Origin of the sequence: Halarcobacter anaerophilus (assembly GCF_006459125.1) — a bacterium.
In the GTDB taxonomy this organism is placed as follows: Bacteria; Campylobacterota; Campylobacteria; order Campylobacterales; family Arcobacteraceae; genus Halarcobacter; species Halarcobacter anaerophilus.
In genome coordinates, this window is record NZ_CP041070.1 from 252,321 (window position 1) to 266,043 (window position 13,723).

At 31.7% G+C, this 13,723-nt stretch carries 12 protein-coding genes; all 12 read right to left on the reverse strand.

Going from position 1 to position 13,723, the window contains the following annotated elements; translation table 11 throughout:
* Positions 1–299: 299 nt before the first annotated feature.
* Entirely contained in the window at positions 300–938 is a 639-nt protein-coding gene (locus AANAER_RS01290) for a tRNA (5-methylaminomethyl-2-thiouridine)(34)-methyltransferase MnmD (protein ID WP_228711129.1), read from the reverse strand.
* A 147-nt stretch (positions 939–1,085) separates the two neighbouring features.
* Entirely contained in the window at positions 1,086–1,601 is a 516-nt protein-coding gene (gene luxS / locus AANAER_RS01295; protein WP_044416611.1) for an S-ribosylhomocysteine lyase, read from the reverse strand.
* A 95-nt stretch (positions 1,602–1,696) separates the two neighbouring features.
* Complete coding sequence (locus AANAER_RS01300; protein ID WP_129081443.1) at positions 1,697–2,053, reverse strand: hypothetical protein; 357 nt, start codon at positions 2,051–2,053, stop codon at positions 1,697–1,699.
* Between the two features lie 31 nt (positions 2,054–2,084).
* A complete protein-coding gene (locus tag AANAER_RS01305) occupies positions 2,085–2,483 on the reverse strand; it encodes a hypothetical protein (protein WP_129081444.1) in 399 nt (132 codons plus the stop codon).
* Between the two features lie 97 nt (positions 2,484–2,580).
* On the reverse strand, positions 2,581–4,005 hold the full coding sequence (locus AANAER_RS01310) for an EAL domain-containing protein (RefSeq protein WP_129081445.1): 1,425 nt from the start codon (positions 4,003–4,005) through the stop codon (positions 2,581–2,583).
* A gap of 280 nt (positions 4,006–4,285) precedes the next feature.
* Complete coding sequence (locus AANAER_RS01315; protein WP_044416605.1) at positions 4,286–5,242, reverse strand: thiamine pyrophosphate-dependent enzyme; 957 nt, start codon at positions 5,240–5,242, stop codon at positions 4,286–4,288.
* 9 nt (positions 5,243–5,251) lie between these two features.
* Positions 5,252–6,478 (reverse strand): 2-oxoacid:ferredoxin oxidoreductase subunit alpha, encoded by a 1,227-nt coding sequence (locus AANAER_RS01320; RefSeq protein WP_129081446.1) that lies wholly within the window; start codon positions 6,476–6,478, stop codon positions 5,252–5,254.
* Positions 6,478–6,891, reverse strand: coding sequence for a 4Fe-4S binding protein (locus tag AANAER_RS01325; RefSeq protein WP_044416601.1), 414 nt, complete (start codon positions 6,889–6,891; stop codon positions 6,478–6,480). The genes AANAER_RS01320 and AANAER_RS01325 overlap by 1 nt, the downstream gene beginning before the upstream one ends.
* Before the next feature lie 9 nt (positions 6,892–6,900).
* Positions 6,901–7,464: a pyruvate flavodoxin oxidoreductase subunit gamma gene (locus AANAER_RS01330; protein WP_044416599.1), complete on the reverse strand. Its 564-nt coding sequence runs from the start codon at positions 7,462–7,464 to the stop codon at positions 6,901–6,903.
* A 221-nt stretch (positions 7,465–7,685) separates the two neighbouring features.
* On the reverse strand, positions 7,686–11,255 hold the full coding sequence (nifJ, locus tag AANAER_RS01335; protein ID WP_129081447.1) for a pyruvate:ferredoxin (flavodoxin) oxidoreductase: 3,570 nt from the start codon (positions 11,253–11,255) through the stop codon (positions 7,686–7,688).
* A gap of 145 nt (positions 11,256–11,400) precedes the next feature.
* A complete protein-coding gene (locus tag AANAER_RS01340; RefSeq protein WP_129081448.1) occupies positions 11,401–12,054 on the reverse strand; it encodes an HAD family hydrolase in 654 nt (217 codons plus the stop codon).
* A gap of 79 nt (positions 12,055–12,133) precedes the next feature.
* Entirely contained in the window at positions 12,134–13,648 is a 1,515-nt protein-coding gene (locus AANAER_RS01345; protein ID WP_129081449.1) for a peptide-binding protein, read from the reverse strand.
* Positions 13,649–13,723 lie beyond the last annotated feature (75 nt).

Consider the following 13,723-nt stretch of genomic DNA (forward strand, 5'->3'; position numbering starts at 1 on the left):
TATGCTTTTTATGTATGTTTATTGTCGATATTTAGACGATAATAGTACATAATGTATGTATATTAAGGTGATATCGTAATAAACCTGCAAAATGTTAAATATATTAAGAGGAGTAATGTGGACAGAAAATTGCTACAAAGATAAATTATAAAACAAGTTCAACAACCTGTACTTTTTGGCACAAATTAGGCTAAGTAAGTTTAACTATGCTGAAATTCTAGGACTATCAAACTTTGACACAAAACTCTGAACAGTCTCAAATTTTTTTCATAAACTTAAAGACCTTTCAAAAATCTGGGTCAATCCACTTTATCAAAAATAGCTTTTGCTTCTTTATTTCTCTGTTTCTTTAGTTCCATATCTATATATTTTGCTTCAATTTCAACTTTTGATTTAAAAGCTATTGTCTGTTTTCTTTTTCCTGTCGGGTTTATTTCATAGATTTTAAAACCTGCTTCATATAAAGATAATCTTACATTTGTAGCAATTGAATAGGTGGTTACTATGCAATTATTGTTTGTGCAGTTAAAGATATCTTTAAAATATTCTACGCTCCAAAGTTCAGTGTTTACTTCACTTGAAAAAGCATCTTGATAAACAATATCTATATTGTGCAAGGATTTTATATACTCTCTTGCATCTCCAATAAAAAGTTCTATTTTTATATTTTCATCTTCATATTTTTGTTTTGTTGAAAGTTGTTTTATTATATTTGACAATTCATCAAACTCTTTTGGGTATTTAAAATCTTTTAAAGAGGTTACAAGCTCTAAATCAAGCTCCGGGGAATATATTTCAAGTTTAATATCGGGAAAATATTTTTTTGCATAGTAAATCGTGCTTAATGTGTTATATCCCAAACCAAAACAGATATCAAGAATTTTTAGACTTTTTCTGTTTTTTTTGTAGTTAAAAGCAGGAATAACGTGTTTTATCAAAGACTCTTTTATTGCCCCTGTTTTTACATCATGAAAGTGTTGCTTGTATTTTGTAGAAAAGAGTGTATTTGAGCCGTCGTTGGTTTTTATAAAATCTATATTTTTGCCTTTAAAGAGGTTTCAAAGAGAATTTTCTCTTTAAAACTTTTATGAGTTTAAGCTCTCTAGTTTTTCTTCAGAGAGGTATAACTCTTTGTTTGACATAACACCTATTTTATGATTTAAAACCTCTTTTGCTATCTCTTTTGCCTCATCTAAAGAGTGCATTTTATATGAACCGCATTGATAAAGATTTAGTTCGGGAATATCTGCTTGTGATTTTACTTTTAATACATCTTCCATAGATTTTTTCCAAGCATCCGCTACTTCTTGTTCACTTGGATTTCCAAGTAAACTCATATAAAATCCCGTTCTGCATCCCATAGGTGATACATCTATAACTTCTACTTTATCAGAGTTTAAATGTTCTCTTATAAATCCTGCAAACAAGTGTTCTAAAGTGTGTACACCTTTTTCACTCATTATTGCTTTATTCGGTACGCAAAATCTTAAATCAAATACAGTAATAACATCTCCTGAAGGTGATTTCATAGTTTTTGCAACTCTTACGGCAGGTGCCGGCATAATTGTATGATCTACTCTAAAGCTGTCTAATAATGGCATTTGGTTTTCCTTTTTACCGCTTTTAGTTAAGACTAAAAGGAGTCTGTTTTTGTGATTTTATCTAAATTCCTATTTTAAAGTCTTAAATTTTGTATTTAGAGTAATCCTAAATTTTTTCTAACCATTTTTTTATAAGCTTTCATATGAACTTTTAGCATATTTGGAATAACTTCCACTCTACAAGCATGTATTATAGGTACATATTGAGGTTTTGAGTAAATAGTATCTCTATCCCTTGCCAATAAAACAAGCTTGTTCATATCATCATCAAGAGAGATATCTTCTCTATCTGAGATGGCATCGTAAACATAAAAAAACATTTTTCTGTCTTCACTGCTCATTTGGCAAGAGTCGTCCAACATTTTAAGAGCAAGTTTTGAAGCGTACTCTATCTCGATTGGTTCAAAATTATACGTTTTTGCCCAATCATAAGCTTTTTGATAAATATCCATTTGCATATCCTTTAAAAAGTAAATGCAAATTTTATTCCTGTGTTACCTCTTTTTTGATTTTCTGAAAACTGTTTTCTATATATTTAGTTGCTGTTAACTTTTGTAAATAGGCAAAGACAATAACCAAAATAACTCCGATTCCGTAAGTAAAAAAAATACTGAGAACTATAAAAACAACCAGTATCCAGACATTTAAAAGTTCTGCTTCAAAATTTAACGAAAAACTCTCTTTTGCATTTTCTACAGTCACTTTTAAATCATAAGGCAATAAATTTTTTGGGGCTTTGAATTTTTTAAAAAAGAGTTGGTTCTTTTGTGTTTCTGTATCAATAGATTGCTTTGAAAGAGTCTCTTTTAGAAGAGTGATTATTTTATCTTTTTTTTCAATATTATGTGATTTTACCTGCGTTGTAACATCAAATATTCCCATATATTTCCTTTTGAAGTTTTTAAAAGTATAACAAAAAGAGGGGATGAATTTTTTTGTATTTTGCTTATAAAATATACAAGTGTTTAAATTATCTTGTTTAAAGGCATATTTGAGCTTTTTCATTAGGTTTTGCAAATAAGAAACCTTGAGAAAAGTCGATTTTAAGCTCTTTTATAAGATTTGCAAGCTCTTTAGAATCTACAAATTCGGCAATAGTTTTTATCTGGTTCATTTTAGAAAATTCTACTATTAGTTTTATTAAATTGATATTTTCGGCATTTCCTAAAAGATTTTGAATAATGCTTCCGTCAATTTTTATAAAATCTGGGTTTAATTTTAGAATATTATTCCAATTTGAATATCCTGCTCCAAAATCATCGAGAGCAACTTTGGTTCCATACTCTTTTATTTTTTTTGTAAACTCAATCAAAATATTATAATCGGCAATATTTTCTGTTTCTAAAAACTCTATTGTTAATCTTTTTGCAATTTGGGGATTTTGTTTTAACATTGAAAAGATAAAATTGCAGGTATTTTGATTGATAATATCGATATATGAGAGGTTGATTGAAAATTCGCAAGAGGAGTTTTTAAAATCATTAAAAGCACATTCGATTATTCTATGGGTTATTTTATGATAAAGTTTAAATTTTTTTGAAACATTTATAAATTCAAAAGGTGAGATAAGTTTATCATCTTTTTTTATCCTAGCCAAAGTTTCGTATTTATATATTTCTTGAGAGTTGTTATCGTAAATACCTTGATATACGGGGATAATTTGATTTTTGTCCAATGCTTCTCTAATAATATTTAACATATCCAAAGAGTTTGTACAATAAATTTTTTGAGGATTATACGAACTTATACTTTTTTCAATAGATTTTCTTATTGCAAGAAGAGCTTCTGCTGCAGTTAAATATTTCGGTTTGGTATTAGAATAAGCAATATTTAAATGCATATAAAATTTATAAGAGTCTACTTCAAAAAGTCTCTCTTCAAACTTTGATTTAAGGGATTCTAAAACCTCTTTTATATTATCTTTATCGTAGTAAAAAGCAAATTCATCTCCGTAAATTCTATATGTGGGTTCTTTTATCTCTTCATAAACAATATCTCTTAAGCATAAAGCCGCTTTTTTAAGCAGTTCATCTGCTTTTTTAAATCCCAAATGTTTGTTAAAGTTCGTAAAATCAATAATATTTAATAAAATTAGATACTTTTTTTGGGTTTCACAAACTTTAAAGAACTCTTCACGATTTTTAAGTTCGGTTAGTGTATCTCTTTGATTACAAAAGTTTAATCTGTTTTTCACTTTTTTTAAATCAAAATATTTTTTTAGGGCATAAAACGTAGTGCAGATAGAAATAGCAATAAAGATAACGAAAAATTCATCAAGTTGAAAATGTTCATATTTTCTTGAAAGATTATAAAGATATTCAAAGCTATCAAGTGAGATCAAAACAATAGAGATTATTAGAATTGTGGATAATAATATTAACTCATCTTTATGATTTTTTAACATGTAAAAGACCTTTTGTAAGAATAAATAAATTATTTTATTTATAAAATTTATAATAATATCGTAAATATAGCATATATATGATTATAAAAATATTATTTTTTATACAATTAATAAAAATATAATTATAAATATCATTCTTAATTTTATTTTTAGAATAGAAATATTTGGATATAAAACAATTTTCAAGCAGGATATAAAGATGAAATTTAAAAAGTTATTTGTAGTAGTTTTTTTCAAAGAGGGGCATAAAATCCCTCTTTGAAATAAGATAAAAGTTGTTTTAAACTCTTGCTTCTTCTCTTCTTTGTAAGTACTCCCAATATTTATCAACTCTTTTTTGCCATTCGTCGATTAAATATTCGTTTTCAGGTTTAAACAGGTGTTTAAATCTTGGTTGGAATGCTAAATAATCTCTTACAGGTACAATATTTTTAGGTCTGTATGTAATATTTAGTTCAGTTCCGTCAACGATTTCATAAAGTGGAAATACAAGTGAATCAACAGCTAAATCTGAAGCTTCAATTGTTTCATGAGGTTGAAATTTCCATTCTGTCGTACATGCAGACATTGCATTAATAAATACAGGTCCTTTTGTAGCAAACCCTTTTTGGATTTTTTTAACCATATCTTTCCATTTATTCGGAGCAACTTGTGCAACATAAGGAGAACCGTGAGCTGCCATAATTTGAAGCATATCTTTTTTGTTTCTTTTTTCACCGTAAGATGTAGAACCGGCAGGTGCAGTTGTAGTTGAAGCTCCAATTGGTGTAGAAGAAGATCTTTGCCCTCCTGTGTTTGCATAAACTTCATTGTCTAAACAAACATACATCATATCGTGACCTCTTTCAAAACATCCTGAAATCCATTGGAAACCGATATCATAAGTAGCACCGTCTCCACCGAATGCAACGAATTTAGGTTCCGGAGTATCCGGACTGATTCTTCCTTTTTTTCTTAAAGCTTTATTCATAGCTTCAGCTCCTGCAATCGCAGTTGAACCGTTTTCAAATCCGATATGAATCCAAGAACAGTCCCAAGAAGTATGAGGATATATAGCTGTACAAACTTCTAAACAACCTGTTGAAGCTCCAACTACTAAGTTGTCGTTTGTTGCATTTAAAACTTCTCTTACAATGATTGAGTGGGCACATCCCGGACATAAAACGTGAGAACCCTCAAATCTTTCAGCCGCAGTTGAAAACGTTTTTAAGTTTTTGATTACTTTTTGATTACTCATTTTTATTCCTTACAGCTCATAAAAGCTTAATTCTGGTCCTCTAACTCCGTGAAGTCTTTGGATTTTTCCAGTTATTTTTCCATTTTCAGCATCTTTTGCCAAATCTCTAAAAATATCTTTTAACTCATGTACAGTTATATCTCTACCGCCTAATCCGTAAATTAAGTTTCTCATTACAGGTCTTGCTTCCGTATTAATCAATGCTCCTGCAACTTCATTATATAAAGCACCTACTGTTCCTCCTGGAGCTGATCTATCCATACATGCAATAGCTTTTACGTTTTGTAATTTTTGAGCTAATTGTGTTAAAGGAAAGGGTCTAAAAAGTCTTGGAGATACTACTGCTGCTTTTATACCTTCTTCTTTTAGTTCATCTGCCGCAATTGTTGCAGTTTCATATGTTGTACCTAAACAGATAATAGCAACATCTGCACCTTCAAGATTATGAGTCTCTACGATATTATATTCTCTACCTGTTAACTCTTTGAACTCTTTAAATACCTCTTCAACTACAGGAAATGCAGCTTGAAGTGCAGCATGTTGTTTTGCTTTATGCTCAAAATGCCAGTCATGTTCTGTTTGAACCCCGTGAGTTACGGGTTTTGAAAAATCCAACATAGCATTTACGGGTACATAATCTCCTATAAAGTTATAAGCAACTTCATCTTTAAGAGGTCTTACTGTTTGTGCCGTATGTGAAGTTAAAAATCCGTCTTGATTTGAAATAACAGGAAGTCTAACATCCATATGTTCACCGATTTTAAATGCCATTAATGTTAAGTCATAAGCATTTTGTGCATTAAATGAATCTAGTTGAATCCATCCTGCATCTCTTGTAAGATACATATCAGAGTGGTCACCGTTTACATTTAAAGGTGCAGCTAAAGCTCTATTCACAAGGCATAATACAGCAGGAAGTCTCATCCCCGAACATTGGTAAAGAACTTCAACCATAAGGGCACAACCTTGAGATGACGTAGCAGTCGCAACTCTTCCTCCAGCCGCCGCTGCACCCACACAGGCAGACATTGCAGCATGTTCAGATTCAACCATTATAAACTCACCGTCAACATAACCGTTTGCATGGAAAGTCGCATAGTTTTCAACAGTATTTGTAGATGGAGTAATAGGGTATGCCGCAACAACATCAACACTAGCTTGTCTTAATGCTTGTGCATTACAGGTATTACCGTCCCAAACTTCTACTTCATTTAGTTCCATTTGTTTGCTATTCATTATTCTTCACCCTTTTTTTTCTTCTCAGGCCACTTTGTAAGTGCATCTTCGTTTTTTTCAGTTTCATTAAACATTAATAGTGATTTTGGATTTGTAGGACATACTTGAACACAGATTCCGCATCCTTTACAGTGATCGTAATCTACACCTTTCATCTCTTTCTCTCTTGAGATAATTGCTGTATCCGGACAGAAAACCCAGCAGTTTTGACAGTCGATACATAGTTCACTGTTCCATACCGGTTTAATTACTCTCCAATCTCCAACATATGCATTTTTAGAGTTTGTTTCGCAATAAGTTCTATCTTCAGGTTGTGTTTCAGCCATAAGATAATCAACATTCGAATCAAAAGAGTATAATGCAGCTCCCGGAACTAATTCGTCCCATCCCATATCTTTAATTGATTTACTCATTGTTGCTCCTTAGTGTACTTCGTCATATGCTCTTTTTATAGCAATCATGTTTGCATCGATTACTTTTGGAGGCAATTTTTTTAGTACTTTTCTCATTGCATTTTGAAAATATTCAAGTTCAAACATTCCGCTGATTTTCATAAATGCACCTAACATTGGAGTATTAGGAATCGGTCTTCCTATAGTCTCTTGAGAGATTTTTAGACAGTCTAAAATATAAGTTCTATCTTCTCTTCCTTGCAGTGCAGGGACTAATTGTATCAACTCATCTTTTGTCAAGTGAGTTGTAATGATATATTGTGTTTGCTCTGTTTCATGTGCTGTAAAATCATCAGTAAATGCTAATGCCGGGTCAAGAATAAATACATAATTTGGATGCATAAACTTTTCATGATTTATGATTTGTTTATCATCTATTCTATTATATGCAGTCATTGATGCACCTCTTTTTGCAGAACCGTAGAATGCAAAAGCTTGCACTTCCTTCCCCGTCTCAGCAACAACTGAACCTAGCCCTTTAGCACCTGTTACGGCACCTTGACCAGCACGGCTGTGCCATCTAATTTCTAGCATGTTTGCTCCTAAAATTTATTTTAGCTTAATAGACTCATCTAATTTGTCTGCGCAAAGTTTATGAAAACAAAACTTAGCGTATAATTAAAATATGTAATAGTTATGTACAAAAATTGTGGAATTTTAAAATTTATTGAAATGGTGAACATATGTCCATTTTATGGGGCTTTTTAGTGAACATATGTCCACTAAAAAGCAGTTTTTGTGATAAGTTAAACTTATTATTCTTCTATTTCATCAGAGTAATCAGCTGCTGCCATTCTCTTTAATTGTCTAAATCTGTACTGAGCATCTTTTTTATTTTGTTCTAGTAAAAAGTCTGCATGTTCGGGATTTATTTTTTTAATTGATCTATATCTTGTCTCTTTCATTAAGAACTCATCATATTTTTCCCAGTCGGGTTTTTTCCCTGAGATTTTGATTGGATTTTGTCCTTGATCAATTTTTCTCGGATCAAAAGTATAAATAGGCCAATATCCGCAATCAGTTGCAAGTTTACCTTGTTCTACCGATTTCATAAGTCCACCTTGGATTCCGTGAGCAATACAAGGAGAGTACGCAATAATCAATGAAGGTCCGTCATACTCTTCAGCTTCTTTCATAGCTTGTACCGCATGTTTTTGATTTGCTCTTGAGTTAATTTGTGCAACAAAGATATTTCCGTAGGTCATAGAGATATATCCTAAGTCTTTGTTTTTATTCGGTTTCCCGTCATTTGTAAAGTCTGCAATAGAACCTGTTCTTGCCGCTTTTGAAGATTGGCCTCCCGTATTTGAGTAAACTTCAGTATCAACAACCAGCATATTTACATTCTCTCCTGTTGAGAGAACATGGTCAAGTCCTCCATATCCGATATCATATGCCCAACCGTCACCACCGATTATCCATTGAGATTTTCTTACAATGTATTTTTTAAGACTTAATAACTCTTTTACTCCAGGCAAATCTTGATTTTGTTCTAATTGAGGAACAAGTTTATCTCTGATTTCTTGAGTTTTAACTCCATTACTTCTATTTTCCAACCACTCTTTATAAAGACCTTTTAAAGGATTAGTTACTTTTTCCATAGTCTCTTGCATGATATTGCCCATTCTGTTTCTGATAGTCTCATTTGCAGCATGCATACCGTATCCAAACTCTGCCGCATCTTCAAACAGTGAATTTGCCCATGCTGGACCTTCACCTTTTGCATTCTTTGTAAACGGTGTTGAAGGTGCTGAAGCTGAATAAATAGATGAACATCCTGTAGCATTTGAAACCATCATTCTATCACCGAAGAGTTGAGTAGCAAGAGTAATATACGGAGTTTCACCGCATCCGGGACAAGCTGAGTGGAATTCAAACAGAGGTTGAGCAAATTGCGAACCTTGTACCGTATCTTTTTTAACCAAGTAGTCTTTATATGTTACATCATTAAATAGATAATCGGCATTTTCCTGTTCTTTATTTTCATCTTCAACTTCATATGGAACCATTTTAAGAGATTTCTCTTTTGTAGGACAAATATCAACACAAACATTACATCCAGTACAATCCATAATAGAGACTTGGATTTTATATTTTAAACCTTGATCTTTTGTTCCTTTTGCTTTTGCATCCAGAGAGTGTGTTTTTACGCCTTCAGGGGCACTTCCAAACTCTTCTTCATCCATTAAAAACGGTCTGATAACTGCATGCGGACACTCAAATGCACATTGGTTACATTGAATACAGGTATCTTCGTTCCATTGAGGAACCATAGTTGCGATAGCTCTTTTTTCATATTTTGTAGAACCGTTTTCAAAAGTTCCGCACTCCATTCCGAGATTTACGATTGAGGATACGGGAAGTTCATCACCTTTTGCGGCATTTACTACTTTTGCAAATTTTTCTACATATTCACTTCCGTGGTATTGAGATTTAACTACTAATTCTCCGCCTTCTAAGTTTGACCATGCAGAATCAACAGGAACTTCAACAAGTCCTTCTTCTCCCGAATCAATAGCAAGGTAGTTCATTTTTACTATCTCTTCACCTTTGTTACCGTAAGCTTTTTCTGCATACTCTTTCATATATGTTTTAGCTTCTTCATAAGGGATAATATCCGCAAGTTTAAAGAAAGCTGCTTGCATAATAGTATTTGTTCTTGTTCCTAAACCTATATCTCTTGCAATTTTAGTTGCATTGATGATATAAAATTTAACTTCTTTATCTGCAATAATTTTTTTAACTCTATCAGGAATTTTATTTGCTATCTCTTCTACTGAATAGATTGAGTTAAGTAAAAAAGTTCCTCCTTGTTTAATTCTGTCTATTACTTCATACTGCTCTAAATATATCTCTTTTGAACATGCAATAAATTTAGGTGAATTTACCAAATATGTAGATCTAATAGGATTTTTGCTAAATCTTAGGTGAGATCTCGTATAACCGCCGCTTTTTTTAGAGTCGTATGCAAAATATGCTTGAGCATAAAGATCTGTTTTATCCCCTATAATTTTTACGGAGTTTTTATTAGCTCCTACAGTACCGTCTGCTCCAAGTCCGTAAAATAAACATTCACTTACATCTTCAACAACGGAAATACTCTCTTTTACATCTATAGAAGTAAAAGTTACATCATCATTAATACCTACCGTAAAGTGATTTTTTGGATTTTGGCTTGCTAGGTTATCAAATAAAGCAATAATTTGGTTAGGCGGAACATCTTTTGATGATAAACCGTATCTTCCACCTATAATAAGAGGTTTTTTCTCTTGTTCATAGAATACTGCTTTTACATCTAAAAATAACGGTTCTCCTAAACTTCCCGCTTCTTTTGTTCTGTCAATTACACAAATTCTCTCTACAGAATCAGGAAGTGCATCCATAAAATATTTTGTACTAAAAGGTCTAAATAGATGTACGATTAGTAATCCTACTTTTCTTCCTTCAGTTTTTCTTAGGAAATCAACGGTTTCTCTGATAGTTTCATTTACCGAACCCATTGCTACAATTATATCTGTAGCTTCTGGATCTCCGTAAAAAGTAAAAGGAGCATAATCTCTTCCTGTTACTTTTGAAATCTCTTTCATATAATTATTTACGATATCAGGTAAAGCTTCATAATATTTATTTGCAGCTTCTCTTCCTTGGAAGTAGATATCATCGTTTTGTGCGGTACCTCTTGTTACGGGAGATTCCGGATTAAGTGAAGTATCTCTGAATCTTTGTACTGCATCATAATCGATTAATCTGTCAAAAACTTCATAAGGCATCACTTCAACTTTATTTATTTCATGAGATGTTCTAAATCCGTCAAAGAAGTGTAAAAAAGGGACTCTTCCTTTTATTGCAGATAGATGCGCAACCCCGCCTAAGTCCATAACTTCTTGAACCGAAGATGTTGACATCATTGCAAAACCCGTAGCTCTCGTACTCATTACATCTTGGTGGTCTCCGAAAATCGATAAAGCGTGAGTTGCCAAAGAACGAGCTGCCACATGAATAACACCCGGTAATAACTGTCCTGCAACTTTATACATATTAGGAATTTTAAGAAGTAGACCTTGAGAGGCGGTAAAAGTAGTTGTTAAAGCACCTGCTTGAAGTGAACCGTGAAAAGTTCCCGCAGCACCTGCTTCACTTTGCATTTCTATAACTTTTACTGTAGAACCGAAAAGATTTTTTTTACCTTGAGTTGCCCATTTTTCTACATTATCACCCATTTGTGATGAGGGCGTAATAGGATAAACACCGGCAACTTCCGTAAAAGCGTATGATACATATGAAGCTGCCTCATTACCGTCCATTGTAGCAAATTTTTTTGACATTTGATATCCTTCAAATATAGTAATTCTTATGTTTTGATATTAATTAAACTTAACTTATATACTCTTGAATATTAACAGAAATAAGTTTATATTAATTAATATAATTAATTAACTACACAATTTATGAAGAATTTAAGTTTTGCTTTTAGCTTTCAGATAATTTTTTTATAAGTTTAACTGCTTCTAAGGGGTTATTTGCAATATACGAAGTATGCTCTTTTAAACTCTCTTCTTTTCCGTAACCGCATAAAACACCAATAGAGTTTATACCTGCACTGTTTGCAGCTATTAAATCAAGTTCAGTATCTCCTACCATCCAGATATCACAAGTATTTTTTATGTTCATTAGGTCTAAGGTTTTATGAATAGGTTCAGGATGAGGTTTGGGATTTTCTACATGCTCTCTTCCTGTTACAAACTCGAAATATTTCATTAGTTCAAGGTGCTCTAAAAGTTCTTGACTATATATTCCCGTTTTTGTAGTAACAACCGAAAGTCTGGCAAAGGTATTTGCAAGTTCTATTGCCTCTTTTGCAAATTGTAGAAGTTCTGTTTGTTGTTTTGATATCTCTTTATATCTTTTTTTATAAGTATCTACATAATCCCATACGACTTCTTGTTCAACACCAAGTTCTTGAAACATAATATCTAAAGGATAACCGATTAGAGATTTTATATCTTCATCATCTCCTTTAAAGTCATAATTCATTTTTTCAAAAGAGTGGTGAAAAGTAGAAACGATTGCATCTGTAGAATCGATTAAAGTTCCATCAAGATCAAAAAGTATAATTTTTTCCAATTAATAGCCTTCTTTATAAAGTCATAAAAGAGTTTAGTGAAAAAAACTTTATAGTTGAATATATTTTTTTAACTAATATCTATTCTGGTTTTATCCAATCTTTTTGATTATGCATAATACCTATAAAAGCAGGCTGTACATTTTTTATTTTTGAATTTACAACCGTAATAGAGTTTGGAATATATAAAAACAGATAAGGTTTGTCATTTGAAATAATAGTAAAAAGCTTTTTATAAATTTTTGAAAGTTTTTCCATATCTACTGTTGTAGAACCTTTTTCAATAAGTTTATCTACTTCTTTATTGTGATATCCCACCAAATTAAATCCTCCAAGTCTGTCTGAATCACTATGCCAAAGAGGATATGCGTCAGGCATAAGAGCAAGACTCCAGCCTAATAAAACAGTTTCAAAGTTTCTTGGAAAAACAACCGTATTCAAAAATGCCTGCCACTCCATAACTCTTATGGTAACTTTAACTCCTATTTGTGAAAGCTGGTATTGAATTATTTGAGCCGCATTTATTCTTGTATCTCCGCCTGTACTTGTAACAATTTCAAAAGAGAAAGGATTTTTTTCATCATATCCCGCTTCTTTTAAAAGTTTTTTTGCTTTTTGTAAATCAGGTTTTATAGCTTTTACGTTTTCATTATAAGCAAAATTTCCCGGAAGAAAAGGTCCTTTGCAAACCTCTCCGTGACCGAAAAAGAGAATATCCACCAACTCTTGTCTGTTAATTCCCAAAGATAGAGCCTCTCTTACTCTTTTATCTTGAAATTTTTTATTTCTTAAATTAAAACCTAAATAATCATATGAGAAGCTGGGTCTTTCGATTATTTTAAAATTTTTTCTAAAATTTGTATTTATTTGTCTATCTATTTGAAGAGGAGATAAGCCTCCTATATCAAGCTGTTTTTGTTTTAACATTAAAAAAGAGGTATTTGTATCGGGAATAAATTTATAATGAACCTTTTCTATTTTAGGTTCTCCATCAAAATACTCTTTATTTGCGAAAAGTTTAATATCTTCCCCTGTTTTAAACTCTTTTATTTTGTATGGACCCGTACCTATAGGTTTTCTATCAAAAAATGAACTCATAAGATTTTTTTCATTTTCTAAAAGATGTTTTGGAATAATCTCTACCATCCAAATAACCAAAGCTTTAAAATAAGCTCTTTTGTAATCTACTTCGATTGTATATCTGTCAATTTTTTTTACGGATTTTACCTCTTTATAATTTGATTTTAAAGCAGTATAGATATTTTTATCAATAATTTTTTCATATGTGAAGATTACATCATCTGCGCTAAATTCTACTCCATCGTGCCACTTAATACCTTTTTTTAGTTTGAAAATAAGTTTTGTATCTGTTTTGAAATAATAAGACTGGGCTAAATCTGTTACTATATTTCCGTCTTTGTCATATTTTAACAAACCGTTAAAAAGCCATCTTGTAATTTCCGAACTTGCACTATCTGCTGCAATAATAGGATTTAATCTACTGGGACTTGATGAAATTGATAGATTTAACGTACTTGCAAAGCTGTTAAAAAAAAACAGTATTTGTATTAAAAATATTCTAATAAGTATCTTCATAGGCAAATTATATCCTATTAAAACTTTTTTATTGAGGATAACGCAGTTTTAACTATTTTTTTGTTACTATTTTTC

Excerpts from the sequence above, each read along its gene's own strand:
- AANAER_RS01320 (WP_129081446.1), bottom strand. The coding sequence starts at position 6,478 with ATGAATAGCAAACAAATGGAACTAAATGAAGTAGAAGTTTGGGACGGT.
- AANAER_RS01315 (WP_044416605.1), bottom strand. The coding sequence starts at position 5,242 with ATGAGTAATCAAAAAGTAATCAAAAACTTAAAAACGTTTTCAACTGCG.
- AANAER_RS01305 (WP_129081444.1), bottom strand. The coding sequence starts at position 2,483 with ATGGGAATATTTGATGTTACAACGCAGGTAAAATCACATAATATTGAA.
- luxS (WP_044416611.1), bottom strand. The coding sequence starts at position 1,601 with ATGCCATTATTAGACAGCTTTAGAGTAGATCATACAATTATGCCGGCA.
- AANAER_RS01310 (WP_129081445.1), bottom strand. The coding sequence starts at position 4,005 with ATGTTAAAAAATCATAAAGATGAGTTAATATTATTATCCACAATTCTA.
- AANAER_RS01325 (WP_044416601.1), bottom strand. The coding sequence starts at position 6,891 with ATGAGTAAATCAATTAAAGATATGGGATGGGACGAATTAGTTCCGGGA.
- nifJ (WP_129081447.1), bottom strand. The coding sequence starts at position 11,255 with ATGTCAAAAAAATTTGCTACAATGGACGGTAATGAGGCAGCTTCATAT.
- AANAER_RS01345 (WP_129081449.1), bottom strand. The coding sequence starts at position 13,648 with ATGAAGATACTTATTAGAATATTTTTAATACAAATACTGTTTTTTTTT.
- AANAER_RS01330 (WP_044416599.1), bottom strand. The coding sequence starts at position 7,464 with ATGCTAGAAATTAGATGGCACAGCCGTGCTGGTCAAGGTGCCGTAACA.
- AANAER_RS01300 (WP_129081443.1), bottom strand. The coding sequence starts at position 2,053 with ATGGATATTTATCAAAAAGCTTATGATTGGGCAAAAACGTATAATTTT.